This is a genomic window from Synechococcus sp. A15-60, assembly GCF_014280095.1.
Classification (GTDB): domain Bacteria; phylum Cyanobacteriota; class Cyanobacteriia; order PCC-6307; family Cyanobiaceae; genus Synechococcus_C.
The window spans coordinates 57,897-77,944 of the sequence record NZ_CP047933.1 but is presented as its reverse complement, the minus strand read 5'-3'; the positions used below and the strand labels follow the sequence as shown (position 1 = coordinate 77,944).

Below are 20,048 nucleotides of genomic sequence, written 5' to 3'. Positions count from 1 at the left end.
CTCAGACGTTCCCCACCAACTTCTGGCGCAGCTTCTTGATGCGGTCCCGCAGGTTGGCCGCTTCCTCGAAGTCGAGCTTTTTGGCCGCATCTTTCATCTTGGATTCGAGCTGATCGATCAGTTCAGGCAACGCGTCCAGAGCCATGCCATCGGCATCGTCTTCCAGCGCCTTCACCGCCTTGCCAGCCACCTCCACCAGGTCGGCATCTGGGCCGTCGGTCTTGAGTTTTCGCGAAAGCTCCAGGAACGACAGGATCGAATTGCTGGCTTTCTTACCGGCCGCGGTGGGCACGATGCCGTGCTTCTCGTTGTAGGTCTGCTGGATCTTGCGACGCCGTTCGGTCTCCTCGATCGCCTTAGCCATCGAGTCGGTCATGTTGTCGGCGTAGAGCAGCGCCACACCCTCTACATGACGCGCAGCACGGCCGATGGTCTGGATCAGTGAGCGCTCGGCCCGCAGGAAACCCTCCTTGTCGGCATCGAGGATCGCCACCAGGCTCACCTCGGGCAGATCCAGGCCTTCCCGCAGCAGGTTCACACCCACCAGCACGTCGTATTCACCGAGGCGCAGGTCCTGAATGATCTCGATGCGCTCGATCGAATGGATTTCCGAATGCAGATAACGCACCCGCACTTCGTTCTCCGCCAAGTAATCCGTGAGGTCTTCCGCCATCCGCTTGGTCAGCGTGGTCACCAGCACCCGCTGTTGCTTTTTGGCCCGATCACGAATCTCCCCAAGCAGGTCATCCACCTGTCCGGTGGTGGGCCTCACTTCCACAATCGGGTCGAGCACACCTGTGGGCCGGATCACTTGCTCCGCCACCTGACCATCGCTCACCTCCATCTCCCAGTTGCCGGGTGTGGCACTGACAAACACGGTCTGACGCGCCTTGGTCCAGAACTCCTCGCCCTTGAGCGGACGGTTGTCCGCAGCACTGGGGAGGCGGAACCCGTGGTCAATCAGCACCTTCTTGCGCGCCTGGTCGCCGTTGTACATCGCCTGCAACTGCGAACAGGTGACGTGGCTCTCGTCCACGATCAACAGCCAGTCATCGGGGAAGTAGTCGATCAAGCATTCGGGCGCTGAGCCGGGCTCACGGCCCGCCAGATGCCTGGCGTAGTTCTCCACGCCATTGCAGTAGCCCACCTGCTGCAACATCTCCAGGTCGTAGGTGGTGCGCTGCTCCAGCCGCTGGGCCTCCAAGAGCTTGCCTTCGGTGTTCAAAAACTCCAGCTGATCCCTGAGCTCCACACGGATGTCCTTCACCGCCGCATCCAGGCGATCCTTCGGGGTGACGAAGTGCTTCGCCGGGTAGATGTTGATGTTGTCGAGGCTCTGGAGAATTTCTCCGGTGGTGGGGTCGACATAGCGGATCGCCTCCACCTCATCGCCGAACAACTCCACCCGCACCAGACGGTCTTCATAGGCAGGGCCGATCTCCAGCACATCCCCCTTGACACGGAAACGACCGCGGGTGATGTCGAGATCGTTGCGGCTGTACTGGTTGTTCACCAACTCCCGCAGGGATCCGCGCAAGTCGAGCGATTCACCGACGCGGAACTCAACCGCTGCCTTGAGGTATTCGCTGGGAATGCCCAGGCCGTAGATGCAGCTGATCGAGGCCACGACGATCACATCGCGGCGTTCAAACAATGAACGTGTCGCTGAGTGGCGCAACATATCGATCTCTTCATTGATCGATGCTGTCTTGGCGATGTAGGTGTCGCTGACCGGAACGTAGGCCTCCGGCTGGTAGTAGTCGTAGTAAGAGATGAAATATTCAACGGCGTTGTGAGGGAAGAATTCCCTCAGCTCATTGCAAAGCTGCGCGGCCAGCGTCTTGTTGTGGGCGAGCACCAGGGCCGGACGACCGGTCTGGGCAATCACGTTGGCCATCGTGAACGTCTTGCCCGTGCCCGTGGCACCCAGCAGCGTCTGATAGCGCTCACCGCCGTTGACACCCTCCACCAGTTGCTTGATCGCCGTCGGCTGATCCCCTTTGGGGCTGTAGGGCGCGGAGAGGTCGTAAGCGGGCATGTCAGAGCAGTGCTTGCGGCCGGTCGGGCCAGGTTAAGGCGCTTGATCCAGTGAATGCCGGTCCATCAGCAGCGGGGGCAAGGGTGACGAGAAACATCACCACACGGCGTGACTCAGATCACCCAACGATCACCAGGGCTTGGAGACGGTGAGACGAGCCAAACCCTCTTCGCACGCTCCGCAATGTCACGCATCCACTTCCAAGACCATTTCAGAACGCTGTACAGCCAACCGCCCTCCAGGCACCACAACGCACAGCTCGAAGATCCAAGCAAGGGCATCAGCACCGCCAGCGATTTTGAACAGCAACCCTTTTCCAAAACACCCGAGACACTCACCGACAAAGCCGTCGATGACCGTGTTTTCAAAATCGACCAACCACTGGATCAACTGATCACCGAAGCCAGTGGCATCGATCCCAAACTATTCAATCCAGCCTGGCTCAAACCCGGAATCGAGTTTGAACCTCCCCTTCCAGAGATTAAGCAACGACGCATCATTGATGCTGCAGGCGACGGCAGCTTGGCGGAGGTTTTTGAAGATGGCGCCCTGACCATCAGCCTCGATACCAATGCCTATCGCCATCTCAACCGCATCAGCGTCGACCGCTTTGGCCGACGCAGCTCCCAACAGCTGAGCCAGGTGGACATCGCCATCACCGCAACCGACATGGAAACGGGGGAGGTGGTCAACCTGGAAACAGACGTTGTCGACCCGCTCAATGGAACGGTTCTGGTGAACCTCAAAGACAAGCTGGAGGCGCTTTCCAGCTGGAGCCTGCGTGATCAATACGCGATCCAGGTCGAAACATCGTTGGGCTCAGGATCCAACAAGCAAGTTTTTGAATCCTTCGAAGAACCGATCACCTTGATCAGACCGCTGCAGTGGGGTTCAGAACACGTTGGCGATGAGACAGGCAACGATTTGATCTATCGAAACGTGGGTCCAGCCATCGGATCCGGACGGATTTATCGAGGCCGTGGCGGCACCGATTTCCTCCATCTCGAGAACATCAACAGTGGCGATGTGGTGTCGTTCAACGGCCGCGCAGGCATTGATCAGGCCAGTGCAGCCGATCTTGGTCGTCAGGCCTTCTATGGCGGAACCGTGTTTGACAGCCTCACGCTGAGCAATGGCGATGAGCTGTATCTGCAGGGCATCGAACGGCTGCGCTTCCGCGATACAACAATCGATCTCAGCCCGAACCTGGATTCCACCAGCTGGCGCCAGTGGCAGACCCACGTGATGGATGTGCCAGGGGCCTGGCGTTTCAACACAGGCTCCAAGGATGTGGTGCTGGTGTCCCTGGACAGTGGCTTTCGTGATGACGGCAGCGGTTCAGCGGCCATCAACGCCGACATCGGTCATGTCGAGTACTTGACCGATGTCAACAGCTACAGCTCCGAGCATGGCCATTGGTCGATGAGCCTGATGGCAGCCCGCCACGACGGCAACGGTGTAGCGGGGATCGCACCCAACAGCACGCTCTGGAGCTTCAACGCCAAAACCGCCTCACAGAACGGCATCGGCTTCGAAGCAGCCCTCGAGCAAACCCGTGATCGACGCGAAGGGCAGCAACGCGTCGTTTTCCAAGGCGGCGTCCAAGGCGACTGGCCCTGGACCTCGAATGACCTCAACACGCGGGAGGAGTTGGAAGCGGAATTCGCCGCCAGCAGGCCCTGGGGCTTCTTTGCGATCGCAGCCGGCAATGGCGGCAGCACCACCTTTGTCGAAGACGATTACCTGACGACCGTCTCAGGCGTGGCAGAAGCTGCGACCAGCTACGACCACATCACCAGCGTTGGAGCGCTGGAAAGCGGAACGCGAGAACCGATTGACGGACTGATCAATGCCACCGACGTCAAACTGGCGGATTATTCCAATCGCGGCAGCAACCTCACCCTCGTTGCCCCCACCGATAGCTGGGCCTTGAACGTTGACGGCACACTTCGATGGATGAATGGGACCTCAGCCGCCAATCCCAACCTGGCCGGTGTCGCGGCATTGGTCTGGAGCGAGAACACCAACATCGATGGTGGTGAACTGCGCGAAATCCTGATCAGCAGTGCCATGGATCTGGGCACTGGTGGCTTTGACACCACCTTCGGCCATGGCCTGGTGAACGCCGAAAGCGCCATCCGGCGGGCCCATGCGCTGGATGCCAATCCCGAGCTGGCCCTGTTCTGGGGCAACGACACCTTCCTGGCCTAACCGCCAGAAAGACACTCGGCAGAGCCGCCGCCAGCGGGCAAGATGAAACCCTCTGGCGGTGCAACCCGTGACTCCGATCCAGCTGGTTCACCATGCGCCTGGCGCACCAGGTCTGCGCTGGTTTGGCATCGGTCCGAATCTCTGCCCCACACGGGCGCTGCTCAAGTTGCAGCGTTTATTTGATCGCCACGCCTTCTGGGCCCGGGGACGCAGCTTTGGACAGCTACGGCGCCTGCTCTCGGGCAGTGATGCTGTGGTGAGCTTATGGCGCGGAAAACGACTGGTGGGCTTCGGGCGCGCCACCTCGGATGGTTTCAGTCGCGCCGTTCTTTGGGACATCGTCGTGGCCGGCGATCTTCAAGGCCATGGCCTCGGCCGGCGCGTGTTGGAGGAGCTGCTGCATGCCCCCGCCGTGGTGGGTGTGGAGCGGGTCTATCTGATGACCACCAACAGCGCTGGTTTCTACCGCCAACTGGGCTTCCGTGACGCCGACCCTCAACAACTGATGGTGCTGCGCCGCTGACTCAATCAGCTGTTGTTGGAGTCGGGGTGTTACGCAGCAGCATCAGCACATAGCCCGCATTGTTCTGGTAGCGATACGCCTCGGCTTCCTGGACAGCGCCGAAACGCTCAATGCCCTGCGGCGACACCGGCCATCCCAACGGTGACACCCCCTTGAGATCGCCATGCAAATGCTGGAGCACATGGATGAATTCATGGCTGATCAGCAAGCAGCGCACCTCATCGCTCATCGGCCGCTGCTTCAAGGTGATGGTGCCCAACCGTCCAGGCTCAGCGCGATAAGTGGCATCCTTGCCCGGCAGTTCCGGCTCACCAGCCTTCACGGCCACGCCAAGACGTCGCCCTTCGCTGAGCAAAGACTTATCCAATGCGGGATCCTGCGTACACGTGGCGTAGGTCCCTGGGGGACTGACGCTGAGATCAGGCCGCGTCATCACAGGCACTGGTGTTGGCGTTGACGAGTTACTCGCCAGACGCCAACTGCCAATCAGCAACACCGCCAGTGGAAACAGCATGGGGAGCCAGCGGCGCATGAACCAACGAACAGCGATGAATCGATTCAAGCCCTTGATTCATGGCCTGGCGCCGAAATCAGACCTGGCTGACCACTACCGAACCGAGGACCTCGCGCAGTCCGCGCACCACAGCCACCATCGCCAGCTCATCGTTGAGGCGATTCACAGCAGAACCGACGCCCACACCAGCCGCACCGGCAGCAATCGCCATCGGCAGGGTCACCGCAGACAAACCAGAGGCGCAGAGCACCGGTGTGCTTTCACCGGCCTGTTGCAGCGCAGCACTGATGCTGTGGGCAGCGGCCAGGGTGGGAGCCGCTTTCTCAATCAGGCCAAGGCTGCCGGGGCTGAAGGGCTTGGCGCTGGTGCCGCCCTCGGTCTGGATCAGGTCGGCACCGGCCGCCACCAGATCCACCGCCAGCTGCTGCTGCTGATCCATGAGCAGCACGTGGGGCACGGTGACGCTCAGCACCACCTCAGGAAGAAGCGCCCGGGTTTGACGCGTGAGCTCCAGCACTTCCTCAGCCCCGAAGATGCGGCCTTGGGGATAGAAGGCATCAAAGTTGCCGATTTCCACCATCACGGCACCGGCAGCAACAGCAGCGGGGAACTGCTCGGGCTCCACCGACGACACGCACACCGGCACACCCCCGGAGGCCTCGATGGCCAGCTTGACCAGCGCGGGATCACAGGCCACATCGATCAGGTCGGCACCACCCATGCCTGCGGCACGCGCCACGCAAGCGACCGAGTCAGCCTCAAAGTTCATCAGTCCGGCGATCACCTTGAGCGCGGAACGCTGTTCCAGGCTGCGGCGAAGGGCGGCGGGCAGCAGAGAAAGGCGGGACATCCAGCTGAGATCAGATCAATCCATCCTCCCACCGCATGAGCGGGCAGGATCAAAGCGGTGTTGATGCAGCGCAATGACAGCCGGCACGCCGTGGCTGAACTGGCACAACCGGCTGCACCGACAGCTGCTGCAGGATCCGCAGTGGCTGCCCAAGAGCAGCACCCTCGTTCTGGCGGTCTCCGGCGGCCAGGACTCGATGGCGCTGCTGGGACTGCTGCGGGATCTCCGCCGCCGACACCAGTGGACGCTGCAGCTTTGGCACGGCGACCATGGCTGGCATCCGGGCTCGGCTCAGATCGCCCGCGAGCTGCAGAAGTGGTGCCAGGACCAACAGCTGGAGCTGAGCCTCAGCCGCGCCGATGTCAGCATCACCAGCAGTGAATCCAAAGCCCGAGACTGGCGTTACGCCGAACTCACGCGGCTTTGCCAGCAACGGCAGACCAATGGCGAGGCCCGCATCACGGTGGTAACCGGTCACACCGCCAGCGACCGGGCCGAAACGCTGCTGATGCAGCTCAGCCGCGGCACGGATCTGGCCGGCCTGGGCAGCCTCAGGCGCCAGCGCCCCCTCAACGCCGATGCCGGCAATGGCATCCAATTGAGTCGTCCGCTGCTCGACTTCAGCCGCGATGAGACCGCAAGCATCTGCCACGACCTGCAACTGCCGGTGTGGCTGGATCCCAGCAATAGCGACCCTCACTTTGACCGCAACCGCATCCGCCAGGAGGTGCTGCCGGTGCTGGAAGCCCTGCACCCCGGCTGCAGCCAACGCATGGCGGCCTTGAGTGAGCGGATGTCCCAGGTGCGGGACACTCAGCTCGCCTTGGTGGAGCTGAGTGTCCAACAGCTCCAATCCACGGCAGGGCAACTGCAACGTCTGGCGTTGCAGCAGCAACCCGCAGCCGTGCGGCGGACACTGTTGCTGCACTGGCTGCAGAGCCAAGGTGTGGGGTCCCTGTCAGCGCGGCAGCTGGAAGAACTCAGTGCTGCCATTGCCACGGGCCAACCCCCAGGCGAACGCCATCTGGCCGGCGGCCGGCGGATTCATTGGTGCAGGAACTGGGTACAACTGGATGAACAGGACTGAACCGGCGTGGACAGCGATTTCCAGGCGCACTACCTCACTGCTGAACAGGCCTATGGCGCTGGTGACTTCCGCACAGCCCAATCCATCACAGTTGATCTGCTCGGCCAACTGAATGGCATGGCCGAGACCGACGCCGACCGGGATGCGCTTCTGGCCTGGCGCGCCTTCGTGGCCTTGCTAGCCGGCAACATTCACCTCTATGGCCTGAATGAGCCGGACCAGGCCCGTGGTTTTTTTGAACTAGTGCTTGCCAGCCATCCCCAGGACACCCTGAAAGATCTGGCTGAGCAGGGGTTGGAACGGATCCATGGGCGACAGGAAAACCCCGCTAAGGCGGTTGCTCCGCCACCGACACCAGCATCACCACCGACATCCACGCTGATCCAGGACCCCTTCCTGACTCAGCCCACCACCTTTGGATTCACGGGTGGTCTTGACCCGCAACAGACAACAAGACAAGCCTCCGCAACACCCTGGCTGGATGCACCCACTGCCCCCGACACCGACACATCTCAAGTCCAATCCCCACTCACCACGGCTCCTGTTGCCATCAACGAGGACGTGGTCGAAGAAGAAGAGGTGGCGAATGCAGTAGCCGAGGCTGACGCCGAGCCAACCCCCGTGATTGAGGTTCAAGCCCGTCCTGAACCGGACGACATGATCGAGGCGGACGTGATCCAAGGACCAGAGCCCGTCCCAGAGCCTGAGCAACCGACAGAGCAAGGGCCAGCACTTGTCGTCAGCCCATCCATCCGGCAACGGCTGGAGCAGGGACGGCTTCAGGTGACCCTTCCAACCCAACAAAAACCGCCATCTGAGCCCAGCTCAGACAGCGGTCAAACCAGCAGTCGCTGGTCGTGGCTAAAGAGACGCTCAGGCCGCAGCTGAACGACGGCGACGGGTGCGACCGGCTGGCATGTCTTGATCGACGGAGGCAGCCGAAGCAGCAGTGGTGGCGGCAGCAGCAGCAGGCGCAGGTTCCTTGGCCGGTGCGGAGGACGCAGCAGCAGCCGGTGCAGGAGCGGCCTTAGCCGCAGCGGCTGCTGCGGCTAAGGCCGCACCCGCTCCAGGCGTTGTGGTGATCACCCGTGCAGGGGCCGCCTCGCGAGTGCGACCGGCATCCCGGTTGCGACCAGCGCCATTGCCGCCGCCACCGTGACGACCACCACCCTGGCGACCGCCACGGCCGCGCGGTGCCGGACGATCGTCGGGTTCAGAATCGGCACGACCCTTGTAAACCGGGGTCCCAGCAGGGGCCGGTTGCACCAGACAAAGGATCAGGGGCTCCACCTGCAATTCGCGGCGCATGCGTCGGCCAAGGCCCACTTCCACCTCACGCTGCACGCCCATCCAGTCCACATCAGGTGCCTTGCCACCGGTGTTGCGGGTGAGCTGCTTCCAGCGGTTCTCCAGCACCCACTTGATTTCCCGCTCGGTCCAGAGCGACATCTTGCGGGCATCGGCGGTGGTGACCACCCCGCGAAGATTCACGCGCGGGGGGGCCACCATGGCGCCATCGGTGCTGATGGCCGCCAGGATCGTGACGATGCCGTCTTCCGCCAGCTGCTGACGTTCCTTGAGCACGCGAGCGTCAACGATGCCGTTGCGGGACTGATCCAACAGCTCGATACCGGCCTTCACGGGGTCGGACTTGCGGATCGAATCCTCAGTGAGCTCCACCACATCACCGTTATCGATGATCAAGGTGTTGTCTTCCGGCACACCCATGGAATGACCGGTGCGGGCGTGACGCACCAGCATTCGGTGCTCACCGTGCACCGGCACGAAGAACTTTGGACGGGTGAGTGCCAGCATCAGCTTCTGGTCTTCCTGGAAGCCATGGCCTGACACGTGAATGCCTTCGCCCTTTCCATAGACCACCTTGGCCCCCAGCATCATCAACCGGTCAATGGTGTTCACCACGGAGATGGTGTTTCCAGGGATCGGGCTGGCGGAGAAGATGATCGTGTCGGAGCTCTTCACCTTCACCTGCGGGTGTTCCCCGCGCGAGATGCGACTCAGGGCCGCCAACGGCTCACCCTGACTGCCGGTCATCAGCAGCAAGGTCTCGCGATCGGGCACGTGGTTGATCTGCTTGATCGGCACGAACAACTCATCGGGCGCACGCATGTAGCCCAGCTCCCGCGCTTTGGCGATCACGTTGAGCATGGAGCGGCCCAGCAGGCCCACCTTGCGGCCATTCTTCAGCGCCAGCTCCAGAATCATCGACACCCGGTGGATCGAGCTGGCGAAGGTGGTGACGATCACCCGTCCTTCGGCTTCCGCAATGTGACGATCAAGGTTGGGGAACACCGACCGCTCAGGGGGGCAGAAGCCGGGGACCTCCGCGTTGGTCGAGTCACTGAATAGGCAGAGCACCCCTTTGTCGCCGTGATGGGCCAGGCGGGCCAGGTCGAAGTGCTCGCCATCCACCGGGGTGTGATCGAACTTGAAGTCACCCGTGAAGATCACCGTGCCCACTGGGGTGCTGATGGCCAGCGAGAAGCTGTCGGCCATCGAGTGGGTGTTGCGGATGAACTCCACCGAGAAGTGCTGACCCACCTTGACCACGTCGCGGGGACCAACGGTCTGGAGGGTGGTGCGATCGGTGACACCGGCCTCATCCATCTTTCCGGTGAGCATCGAGAGGGCCAGCCGCGGCCCGTAGATCACCGGAATGTTGAAGTGCTTGAGGTGGTGGGCAATGCCACCGATGTGGTCTTCATGACCATGGGTCACGATCATGCCGCGGATGCGCTTCTGGTTCTCGCGCAGGAAGCTGGTGTCGGGCAGCACCACGTTCACGCCGTGCATGCCGTCGCTCGGGAAAGCCAGACCGGCATCCACCAGCATCAGGTCGTCGCCGTACTCGAACACGCAAGTGTTCTTGCCGATCTCGTGCAGACCACCCAGGGGGATCACCCGCAGAGTGGGTTGCTGGGTTTTGGCGTTGCTCACAGTCATGGGGTTGCTTGGAAGAAAAAGAGAAATCGATCAGGTCGGCGCATGGCAGCGCTCTCAGCAGCCGTGGCGTCAGGTGGGACGCAGGGCAGCGAGGGTGTCGGAGAGAGCAGCGCGCATGGCGGGGTCCAGGGGAACAAGGGGAAGACGAGGCGCACCAACGGGCCAGCCACTCAGTTCAAGGGCTGCTTTCACGGGGATGGGATTGGTGGTGGCAAACAGGGCCTTACAGACGGGCAGCAGCGCTTCGTGCTGGGCCAGAGCCTCGCAGTGACGGCCACTCAGGAAAGCATCGATCAAGGTTTTCATTTGACGACCGGCCACATGGCTGACGACACTGACCACACCGACCGCGCCAACCGACAGCATTGGCAGCGTGAGTGCATCATCACCGCTGTAAACAGCGAGCCTTGACCCGCAGGTCAGCCGCAACTGGGTGACTTCATCCGTGGTGCCGCTGGCAGCCTTGAAGCTGATCACATTGGGGCAGTCCATCAAGCGAGCAACGGTGGCTGGCGACAGGCTGGAACCGGTGCGACCTGGCACGTTGTAGAGCATCAACGGCAGCGAGGGAGCCGCCTCCGAGACCGCTCGAAAATGGGCTTCAAGGCCGGCCTGGGGCGGTTTGTTGTAGTAAGGAACCACCACGAGAGCACCATCCGCACCGGCGTCTGCAGCATGGGCGGTGGCCGCCACCGCCTCCGAGGTGCAGTTGCTGCCGGTGCCGGCGAGCACCTTGGCGCGTGATCCCACGGCTTCACGCACGGCCACCAGCAGGCGACCCTGTTCTTCCCAACTGAGGGTTGGCGATTCACCAGTGGTACCGCAGACCACGATCCCGTCAGACCCCTCTTCCACAAGGTGCAGTGCCAGACGACCAGCGAGCTCGAGATCAACGGACCCGTTGGCGTCAAAGGGAGTGACCATCGCCGTCAGCAGACGACCGAAGGGAGTGGGAGATGGCTCTGCAGCGATGCTCATAAAGATCAGGCGGCGGGCAACAGCAATTCAGCGATCTGGATGGCGTTCAGGGCCGCACCCTTGCGGATCTGATCGCCACAGAGCCAGAACTCAAGTGCCTTGTCTTCGCTGATGTCTTGGCGGATACGGCCCACGACCACCGGATCACGACCCGTGACATCGGTGGGCATAGGGAAACGGTTATTGATGGGATCCTCCAGAAGTTCCAACCCTGGAGCGACCGCCAGCAGATCGCGGGCTTCCTGCACAGGGAAGGGCTCTGTGAACTCCACATTCACCGCTTCCGAGTGAGCACGCAGCACCGGCACCCGCACGCAGGTGGCGGTGAATCGCAGATCCGGCAAACCCATGATCTTGCGGGTTTCGTTCACCATCTTCATTTCCTCTTCGCAGTAGCTGTTGGGCTGAAGCGGCGAGTTGTGAAGGAAGAGGTTGAACGCCAAGGAATGGGGCAACACCTCACTCTTTGGTGTCTCTCCGTCCAGCACCGCACGGGAGAGGTCCTTGAGCTCGTCCATCGCCCGAGCTCCAGCACCACTGGCCGATTGATAGGTGCTCACCACCACCCGTTGCATCGGACGCTGGGCCGCCAGGGGAGCGAGCGCCAGGGTAAGCAGGATCGTGGTGCAATTCGGATTAGCGATCACACCACTGTGCGCAAGCGCCGCATCCGGGTTGACCTCCGGCACCACCAAAGGCACTCCGTCCTCCATGCGGAACGCACTGGAGTTATCCACCATCACAGCGCCGGCCGCCACGATGGCTTGGCGCCACATCTTGGACACCGATCCACCGGCGGAAGCCAGCACCAGATCCACGCCCTGAAAGGCGGAAGCTGTCACTTCCTGAAAGGTGAGGGACTGACCATTCCAAAGGCAGGTCTGGCCTGCAGAGCGTGCCGAAGCCAGCAGCCGCAGTTCACCAACAGGAAAACGACGCTCCTCGAGCAGCTGAAGCAACTCCTGACCCACAGCACCACTGGCCCCAAGCACAGCCACCGTGAGCGGTCGATTCGGCAGTGAGGCAGAGGAAGAAGACGCGGTGGACAAGCGGACGGGACTCAACAACAGATACGGGGTGGAGCAACCACCGGCCGTGACAACCCTGAAAACCTCGAGGCAGGGGCACAGCTGAAACTTGGCCTCAGCTTACGTGGAGGGCCACGGTCAGGCACTTAATTAAGGTATTGGGCTGCTTGTCCCTGCGTCCCCTAATGAGTGCCGCCAGCCTGAAGGTCTCCACCTCCTCCCGTCCCGGCAGCCGCCTGGCTGTGGAGGTCGCCGTTCCCGCGGAGCGGTGTCAGGCCAGCTACGAGGAAGCGATCAATCGGCTGAGCCGCAACGTGAACCTCCCTGGCTTCCGCAAAGGCAAGGTGCCCCGCACCGTGCTCGTGCAGCAGCTGGGTGCGCTTCGCATCCGCGCCAATGCACTGGAAACCTTGGTGGACAGCATCTGGCGTGATGCCCTCGAGCAAGAAACCATCGAAGCCCTCGGCCAGCCAGAACTCAGCGGAGGCTTTGAAGAACTGCTGGAGAGCTTCAAACCGGGTGAAGGCCTCACCGTGACCCTGGAAACGGATGTGGCCCCCACACCGAAGCTGAAAAGCACCAAAGGGTTGAAGGCCGAGGCCGAAAGCGTCAGCTATGACCCGGCGCGCGTCGACGAGATGCTGGAGCAATCCAGACGTCAGCTGGCCACTGTGGTTCCAGTGGAAGGCCGCAAGGCTGAAAAAGGCGACATCGCCGTGGTGGGATTCAAGGGCACCTACAGCGATGACGGCAGTGAAATCGAAGGCGGCACTGCTGATTCGATGGATGTGGATCTGGAGCACGGCCGCATGATCCCCGGCTTCATCGAAGGCGTGGTGGGCATGGCTGTCGGCGATTGCAAGACCGTGGAGTGCCAGTTTCCCGACGACTACCCCAAAGAAGACGCACGGGGCCGCCAAGCCAACTTCGAGATCGAGCTCAAAGATCTGAAGACCCGTGAACTTCCGGCCCTGGATGACGCATTCGCCAAGCAGGCCAGTGAGCAGGAATCTCTGGCCGACCTGCGCAGCGATCTTGAAAAGCGCCTGAAGGACGACGCGGAACGCCGCTCCCGCAGCAACCGTCACGACGCCTTGCTGGGTGCCCTGGTGGAGCAACTGGAGGTGGAACTGCCCGAAAGCCTGATCCAACAGGAAGTGCGCAATCTGGTGGAACAGACCGCCGGTCAATTCGCCCAGCAGGGCATGGATGTGAAGTCACTGTTCACGCCTGAACTGGTGCGCAACCTGATGGAGTCTTCACGTCCCGAGGCCGAAGAACGCCTGCGCCGCAGCCTGGCCCTCACGGCCCTGGCCGACAGCGAGAAGCTGGTGGTGGAGGACGCCGATGTGGACGCCAAACTCGCTGAAGTGAAGCAGCAGCTGTCCGGCGAACGGGACATCGATCCCGAGCGGCTGCGTCAGGCGGTGCTGGATGACTTGCTCCAGGACAAGCTGCTGGGTTGGCTGGAAGAGAACAGCACCATCACCGAAAAAGCGCCTGCAGCGGCTGAAGACGAGGCCAAGCCAACGGCCAAGAAAAGCGCAGCCAAGAAAACCACCGCTAAGGCAACAACCACCAAGAAGGCCTCAACCACCAAGACCAAAACCGCGAAGAGTGACCCTGCGGACGCCGATGCTTGATCGGCACCCATAGATTGCTCTCATTCAGCCCCCCAGTCGCAGCGTGATCAACGCCCGCAGTCACCATCCGATTCAGAACCGCTGGCGGGGCATCCAGCCGACCTCCATGCATCCCCAATCCTCGCCAGGGGTGCCGACGGTGGTCGAGCAATCCGGCCGCGGTGACCGGGCCTTCGACATCTATTCACGCCTGCTGCGGGAACGGATCATCTTTCTGGGCACCGGTGTGGATGACGCCGTTGCCGATGCCCTGGTCGCCCAGATGCTGTTTCTCGAAGCCGAGGACCCTGAGAAAGACATTCAGGTGTACATCAATTCTCCCGGTGGCTCCGTAACCGCAGGCCTGGCGATCTACGACACCATGCAGCAGGTGGCCCCTGACGTGGTGACCATCTGTTATGGCCTGGCCGCGTCCATGGGCGCCTTTCTGCTGACTGGCGGCGCCAAAGGCAAGCGCCTGGCTTTGCCCAACGCCCGGATCATGATCCACCAACCCCTTGGAGGAGCCCAGGGTCAAGCGGTGGACATCGAGATCCAAGCCAAGGAAATCCTCTTCCTGAAGGAGACCCTTAACGGCCTGATGGCCGAGCACACAGGCCAACCCTTAAACAAGATTGCTGAAGATACCGACCGGGACAACTTCATGTCGCCGGCCCAAGCCGTGGAGTACGGGCTGATCGATCGGGTGGTGGACAGTTTCGGAGACGGAGAAATCGTTACGGGGGGCTGACACCAACCCTTTTCGTCGCGATGCTCAGTGTTCACGCTGGGATCCATTTGATCTGGTTCCTTGCTCCGACTGATCTGCGACGCGCCTGATGGCCAAGTTCGACGCCCATCTGAAGTGCTCCTTCTGCGGCAAGTCCCAGGAGCAGGTACGCAAGCTGATCGCCGGCCCGGGCGTGTACATCTGCGATGAGTGCATCGATCTCTGCAACGAGATCCTCGATGAAGAGTTGATCGACGCGCAGGGCAGCGCACGCCAGGGAGCTGAGCCAACCCGTAAAGGAACAGCAACCCAGACCAAGAAGAGCAGCAAACCCGCTCCGACCCTGGCCTCCATCCCCAAACCCCACGACATCAAGGGGTTCCTGGATCAACAGGTGGTGGGCCAGGACGCCGCCAAGAAAGTGATGTCCGTGGCGGTCTACAACCACTACAAACGCTTGGCCTGGCAGGGCGATGGCAACGGCGAGACCGAGGAAACCGCCACACGCCTACACAAGAGCAACATCCTGCTGATCGGTCCCACCGGCTGCGGTAAGACCCTCTTGGCCCAGACCCTGGCGGAGATGCTCGATGTGCCCTTCGCCGTGGCTGATGCCACCACTCTCACCGAAGCGGGCTACGTGGGTGAAGACGTGGAGAACATCCTCCTGCGGTTGCTGCAGAAGGCCGACATGGATGTGGATCTAGCCCAGCGCGGGATCATCTATATCGATGAAATCGACAAGATCGCCCGCAAAAGCGAAAACCCCTCGATCACGCGGGATGTGTCCGGAGAGGGTGTGCAGCAAGCACTGTTGAAGATGCTCGAGGGCACGGTGGCCAACGTGCCGCCCCAGGGAGGCAGGAAGCATCCCTACCAGGACTGCATCCAGATCGACACCAGCCAGATCCTGTTCATTTGTGGTGGGGCGTTCGTTGGTCTCGACGATGTGGTGCAAAAACGCATGGGACGCAACGCCATCGGCTTTGTGCCCAGCGACAGTCGCGGCCGCGGCAAGGCCACCCGCGACCTGCAGGCCTCACAGGTGTTGCGGCACCTGGAGCCCGATGATCTGGTCAAGTACGGACTGATCCCGGAATTCATCGGCCGCATGCCCGTCAGCGCCGTGCTTGATCCCCTCGACGAGCACGCCCTGGAGTCGATCCTCACCGAACCGCGGGATGCTCTGGTGAAACAGTTCCGCACCCTCCTGAGCATGGACAACGTCCAGCTGGACTTTGAAGCAGGCGCCATCGAAGCCATTGCCCAGGAGGCTCACCGGCGTAAGACCGGAGCACGAGCCCTGCGCGGCATCGTGGAAGAGCTGATGCTCGATCTGATGTACGAGCTTCCCTCCAGCAAAAATGTCGATGCCTTCACGATCACCAGAGCCATGGTGGAAGAGCACACGGGAGGCAAGGTGCTGCCGCTGCCCGGCACGGACCGTCAGCAGGAATCGGCATAACAACTATCCGGACCCAACACAACACTTCTGCCCCGCTTCAGGCGGGGCTTTTTGATGCTCAACTGGCGTGGAAATAACAGGTCGACGCAGTCGAAATCCATCGCCTTGCAGTGCTTTTCAGCACCTGTGATGAAACTCACAGGCCCATGAGACATGCATCAACAACTGAACCCTGAGTTCCAGAGATCTTGTGTTTACCGGAGGCGCACATCCGTCCTCCACCTTCACTCTTTCTCTCTTCAATCTCATGGCTATTCCTGGATTCCCGAACCTGCCTGAACTTCCTCAACTTCCCGTCCCGCTTCCTCAAATTCCTCAACTTCCTGAACTTCCCGGCAACGAAATCCCCGATTTCCCCGTCCTCCCCGATTTCCCTTGGGAAGATCTGCTTCCCCCCGATCAAATCATTCCCGACTTCGACTGGGAAAACCTGCTCCCCCCTGAATTCGAAATCATTCCAGGCCTGTTTGACACCACCACGGTGTCCATTGACAACAACGCCTACAAGGTCCCCACCTTCACCACTGCATTGAGTGACCGCTGGCTGAACGATGGCAACCAGCTGATCCAATCGGTTGATTTCGGCGACGCACCCAATGCGCTCGTCGGCAACACCGAAATGACCGTGGATGCGGCGTCCTGGGAAGACACCTACGCCATCAGCCGTGTCGCCCGTGCATCCGTCAACGGTGACTATCTGCAAGCGAAGCAGATGGACATTGATTCTTCCGTTCTGCCGGCGTCACAGGACGTGACGGTCTCAGGCTCCATCCTCGAGGGCTCCTCGCAATCCGACATCCTCCACGGCCTTGGCGGCTGGGATGTCATTGATGCCAAAGGCGGCAACGACCTTGTGCGGGGCGGCAACGGCCGCGACATCATCTCCGGCGGTGTTGGAGAAGATGAACTCCACGGTGATTTCGGCTGGAACACTTACACCAGTCAGGTCGACGGCTCCACCGATCTCGTCGTCATCAAATCCGACCAACACCTCTCCAACTGGTGGTACGGCACCGATGGCAACAACCCCAATGGTGAAAAGGCCGACATCATTGAGGGACTGGATGCCTTTGACAAGATCAAGTTCCTCGGCGTCTCCACCGAGCAGATCACCTTTGCTCAAGGTTCCGCCCATGGCCAAGAAGGCATCGCCATCTATGCCGACGGTGCCCTAGAAGCCCTCTACACGGGCGGAAACCTAACCATGGAAGAACTGCAATCCATGACCACTGGCGACAACTCCGATGCCGCCATGAATAACCAGATCTGGTCCTACAACTTCGGCAACGAAGCCCCGCAGGGCATCTGATCCAAACCACCAAACCATCACAACGCCCCGCCCTAAGCGGGGCTTTTTCATGGCTATGCGCGACAGACTGAAGCCAGCCGCTGATCACGGCCATGGCCGCCGCAGACCATCTGAAAGTTCCACGCCAGCACGGGCTGTTTCTGCATCACGGCATTGACCTGGGAGATGGCACCGTTGCCCACTATCTGGAAGGCCGGGAAATCCTGCGCAGCCCCGTGGATGAGTTCCGCCGCGGCCAGGCGCTGAGCGTGGTCAGCCATGAGGGGGCCTCACCCACGAGCGTGACCCTGCGCCGGGCCATGAGCCGCATCGGCGAGCAGAACTACAACCTGTTGTTCAACAACTGCGAGCATTTCGCGAACTGGTGCAAGACCGGTCGCCACCGCAGCGGTCAAGTCGAAGACTGGCTGCACACCGGCAGCCTCGGCGCTCTCGCACTGGGGCAACTGATGCCAGCGGCACTCCTGACAGGCCTGGGGCTGCTGCTGCGCAAGGGCCTGATCGATGAGCGCTCACGGGAACGGGCCCAACGCGGCCTGGACCAATTGCAGCAGTTGCGTCTGCGTCTGCTCGACAAGCTGGAAAGCACCCTCGAACAGGCTGAGAGCTGGACAGAGGGCATGCCCGGTCAGGGAGCGGATGATCGAGTCAATCGCCACAGCCGCCAGCTTCTGTTGACCGGCCGCACCATCGCTGATGAGCTGGCGGCCGTGGAGGACATGGAAGCCAAGCTCAATGCCCTGCTGGAGAACACATCGCCCGCAACGAGCACCAAAGCTGAGCCCAAACCCCGGTAACCTCAGCGTCTTGCCGGCAGTGCATGAGCCAGCCGTACCAGCCACTGCATCACAAATACCGGCCCCAACGCCTGGATCAGCTGGTGGGGCAAGAAGCCATCGCCGCCACCCTTGGCCACGCCCTGCGCTCTAGCAGGATCGCCCCCGCTTATCTGTTCAGTGGACCTCGCGGCACCGGCAAGACCTCCAGCGCTCGCATCTTGGCCCGCTCGCTGAATTGCCTAAGCAGTGAGGGGCCGACACCAGAACCCTGCGGTACCTGCGAGCTCTGCACCACGATCGCGGCGGGCACTGCCCTGGATGTGATCGAAATCGACGCGGCCTCCAACACGGGCGTCGACAACATCCGCGACCTGATCGAACGCTCCCGGTTCGCGCCCGTTCAGGCGCGCTGGAAGGTCTACGTCGTGGATGAATGCCACATGCTCTCCACCGCAGCATTCAATGCGCTGCTCAAGACCCTGGAAGAACCGCCGCCACGGGTGGTGTTCGTGCTGGCGACCACCGATCCCCAACGGGTGCTGCCCACCATTCTGAGCCGCTGTCAGCGTTTCGACTTCCGACGGATTCCCCTGGATGCGCTGGAACAGCACCTGAGCTGGATTGCCCAACAGGAAGCGATTCCCATCGAAGCCGACGCACTGCATGTGGTGGCCCAGAGGGCTCAGGGCGGCCTGCGCGATGCCGAAAGCCTTTTGGATCAGCTGAGCCTGCTGCCCGGCCCCATCGAAGCCAATGCGGTCTGGGATCTGCTGGGTGCCGTTCCTGAACAGGAGCTGCTGGAACTGGTGAAAGCGATGAGCACCAGCGAACCGGTGACGCTCTTGGAGGCCACGCGCCAATTGCTGGATCGCGGACGGGATGCGGGATCCGTGCTCCAGGGCCTGGCAGGAATCCTGCGGGATCTGGTGCTGATGGCCGCTGCTCCTGAGCGGCCGGAGCTCACCAGCGTCTCTCCCCAGTTCCGTGATCAGCTACCGCCTCTGGCCAAGAGCATCGGGCGCTCCCGGTTGCTGCAGTGGCAGGGCCAGTTGCGTGGAAGCGAGCAACAACTGCGCCAGAGCGTGCAACCCCGCCTCTGGCTTGAAGTACTGCTGCTGGGACTGCTGGCTGAATCGATGACGGCCAGTGTCAGCCGGCCTGCAACCGCACCAGCGACCACCACGCCTGTCGCAACCGCGAACGTTTCCGCCACAACTGCTGCGTCAACAACCATCGCACCAACAGCTGCAGCCTCCGCACCGCCACCTCCTGCATCGCCACCACCTGCCCCATCGGCCCCATCGGCCCCAACGGCGATCAGCCTTCCCAACACCTCCAGCCCAACGCCGCCTGAAGCAGAGGTTGCCGAACCGGCAATGCCGGCGCTATCCACCGACGATCTCGGGGAACTGTGGCAGCAGATCCTGGCCGGCCTGGAGCTGCCCTCCACAAGGATGCTGTTGTCGCAGCAGGCACAGCTCGTGCGCATCGACAACCAGCGCGCCGTCGTGCAGGTGGCGGGCAACTGGATGGGCATGGTGCAGAGCCGAGTGGCCCTGCTGGAACAGGCCATCGCCCGCACCATGGGCGGAACGCGTCAACTGGTGCTGGAAAACCACAGCGGCCCCGCACCGACGGCCGCGATGCCCGCGAAAAGTGGACCCGCCGCCCCGACACCCACAACGACAGCAGCACCCACCGCAACCGCGCCATCGGTATCCGGCGGTGGAGGAGCCCAGCTGCCCCCGCGACCCACGCCTTCAGCGCCAGCACCCCAGGCTGTCCCACAGGCCCCCTCAGAACCAGGACTAACCTCTCCAGCTCCGGATGCGACGCCAGAAGCACAAGCTCAACAGCGCAGCGAACCCTCCGTGATGGATGAAAAGGTGAAGCGCTTCGCCGACTTCTTTAACGGTCAAGTGCTGGACGTGGACCTGAACGGTTGAGCAC

The 20,048-nt window shown here is 61.8% G+C and carries 16 protein-coding genes; 10 read left to right on the top strand and 6 right to left on the bottom strand.

Annotated elements, in window-relative coordinates; genetic code table 11:
- Position 1 precedes the first annotated feature (1 nt).
- Complete coding sequence (gene uvrB, locus SynA1560_RS00375) at positions 2-2,038, bottom strand: excinuclease ABC subunit UvrB (RefSeq protein WP_186500854.1); 2,037 nt, start codon at positions 2,036-2,038, stop codon at positions 2-4.
- A gap of 108 nt (positions 2,039-2,146) precedes the next feature.
- Here uvrB and SynA1560_RS00370 point away from each other — a divergent pair, with 108 nt between their 5' ends.
- Positions 2,147-4,249: a S8/S53 family peptidase gene (locus SynA1560_RS00370; RefSeq protein ID WP_186500853.1), complete on the top strand. Its 2,103-nt coding sequence runs from the start codon at positions 2,147-2,149 to the stop codon at positions 4,247-4,249.
- A gap of 67 nt (positions 4,250-4,316) precedes the next feature.
- Positions 4,317-4,772 carry a GNAT family N-acetyltransferase gene (locus tag SynA1560_RS00365; RefSeq protein ID WP_186500852.1) on the top strand — a complete coding sequence of 152 codons (456 nt, stop codon included), beginning with the start codon at positions 4,317-4,319 and terminating at the stop codon, positions 4,770-4,772.
- Between the two features lies 1 nt (position 4,773).
- On the opposite strand, the gene SynA1560_RS00360 is transcribed toward SynA1560_RS00365, so the two are convergent.
- On the bottom strand, positions 4,774-5,304 hold the full coding sequence (locus SynA1560_RS00360; protein WP_186500851.1) for a hypothetical protein: 531 nt from the start codon (positions 5,302-5,304) through the stop codon (positions 4,774-4,776).
- A 58-nt stretch (positions 5,305-5,362) separates the two neighbouring features.
- Complete coding sequence (locus SynA1560_RS00355) at positions 5,363-6,136, bottom strand: DUF561 domain-containing protein (protein ID WP_186500850.1); 774 nt, start codon at positions 6,134-6,136, stop codon at positions 5,363-5,365.
- Positions 6,137-6,209: 73 nt separating this feature from the next.
- On the opposite strand from SynA1560_RS00355, the gene tilS reads away from it, so the two are divergent.
- A complete protein-coding gene (tilS, locus tag SynA1560_RS00350; protein ID WP_186500849.1) occupies positions 6,210-7,223 on the top strand; it encodes a tRNA lysidine(34) synthetase TilS in 1,014 nt (337 codons plus the stop codon).
- Between the two features lie 6 nt (positions 7,224-7,229).
- Positions 7,230-8,111, top strand: a complete 882-nt coding sequence (locus tag SynA1560_RS00345) for a tol-pal system YbgF family protein (protein WP_186500848.1) — start codon at positions 7,230-7,232, stop codon at positions 8,109-8,111.
- On the opposite strand, the gene SynA1560_RS00340 is transcribed toward SynA1560_RS00345, so the two are convergent.
- The 3 genes from SynA1560_RS00340 to SynA1560_RS00330 all read right to left on the bottom strand — a co-directional run bounded on the left by SynA1560_RS00340 (position 8,097) and on the right by SynA1560_RS00330 (position 12,214).
- On the bottom strand, positions 8,097-10,187 hold the full coding sequence (locus tag SynA1560_RS00340; RefSeq protein WP_186500847.1) for a ribonuclease J: 2,091 nt from the start codon (positions 10,185-10,187) through the stop codon (positions 8,097-8,099). The genes SynA1560_RS00345 and SynA1560_RS00340 overlap by 15 nt on opposite strands.
- A gap of 69 nt (positions 10,188-10,256) precedes the next feature.
- Positions 10,257-11,165 carry a 4-hydroxy-tetrahydrodipicolinate synthase gene (gene dapA, locus SynA1560_RS00335; protein WP_186500846.1) on the bottom strand — a complete coding sequence of 303 codons (909 nt, stop codon included), beginning with the start codon at positions 11,163-11,165 and terminating at the stop codon, positions 10,257-10,259.
- 5 nt (positions 11,166-11,170) lie between these two features.
- Positions 11,171-12,214 (bottom strand): aspartate-semialdehyde dehydrogenase, encoded by a 1,044-nt coding sequence (locus SynA1560_RS00330; protein ID WP_255477000.1) that lies wholly within the window; start codon positions 12,212-12,214, stop codon positions 11,171-11,173.
- A 164-nt stretch (positions 12,215-12,378) separates the two neighbouring features.
- Here SynA1560_RS00330 and tig point away from each other — a divergent pair, with 164 nt between their 5' ends.
- The 6 genes from tig to SynA1560_RS00300 all read left to right on the top strand — a co-directional run bounded on the left by tig (position 12,379) and on the right by SynA1560_RS00300 (position 20,044).
- Positions 12,379-13,836 (top strand): trigger factor, encoded by a 1,458-nt coding sequence (gene tig, locus SynA1560_RS00325; RefSeq protein ID WP_186501518.1) that lies wholly within the window; start codon positions 12,379-12,381, stop codon positions 13,834-13,836.
- A gap of 43 nt (positions 13,837-13,879) precedes the next feature.
- Complete coding sequence (gene clpP, locus SynA1560_RS00320; RefSeq protein WP_186500845.1) at positions 13,880-14,566, top strand: ATP-dependent Clp endopeptidase proteolytic subunit ClpP; 687 nt, start codon at positions 13,880-13,882, stop codon at positions 14,564-14,566.
- A gap of 88 nt (positions 14,567-14,654) precedes the next feature.
- Entirely contained in the window at positions 14,655-16,010 is a 1,356-nt protein-coding gene (gene clpX / locus SynA1560_RS00315; RefSeq protein ID WP_186469795.1) for an ATP-dependent protease ATP-binding subunit ClpX, read from the top strand.
- Between the two features lie 247 nt (positions 16,011-16,257).
- Positions 16,258-17,319, top strand: coding sequence for a hypothetical protein (locus SynA1560_RS00310; protein ID WP_186500844.1), 1,062 nt, complete (start codon positions 16,258-16,260; stop codon positions 17,317-17,319).
- 92 nt (positions 17,320-17,411) lie between these two features.
- Positions 17,412-18,116, top strand: a complete 705-nt coding sequence (locus SynA1560_RS00305) for a lecithin retinol acyltransferase family protein (RefSeq protein ID WP_186500843.1) — start codon at positions 17,412-17,414, stop codon at positions 18,114-18,116.
- Positions 18,117-18,139: 23 nt separating this feature from the next.
- On the top strand, positions 18,140-20,044 hold the full coding sequence (locus SynA1560_RS00300) for a DNA polymerase III subunit gamma/tau (protein WP_186500842.1): 1,905 nt from the start codon (positions 18,140-18,142) through the stop codon (positions 20,042-20,044).
- Positions 20,045-20,048: the final 4 nt, after the last annotated feature.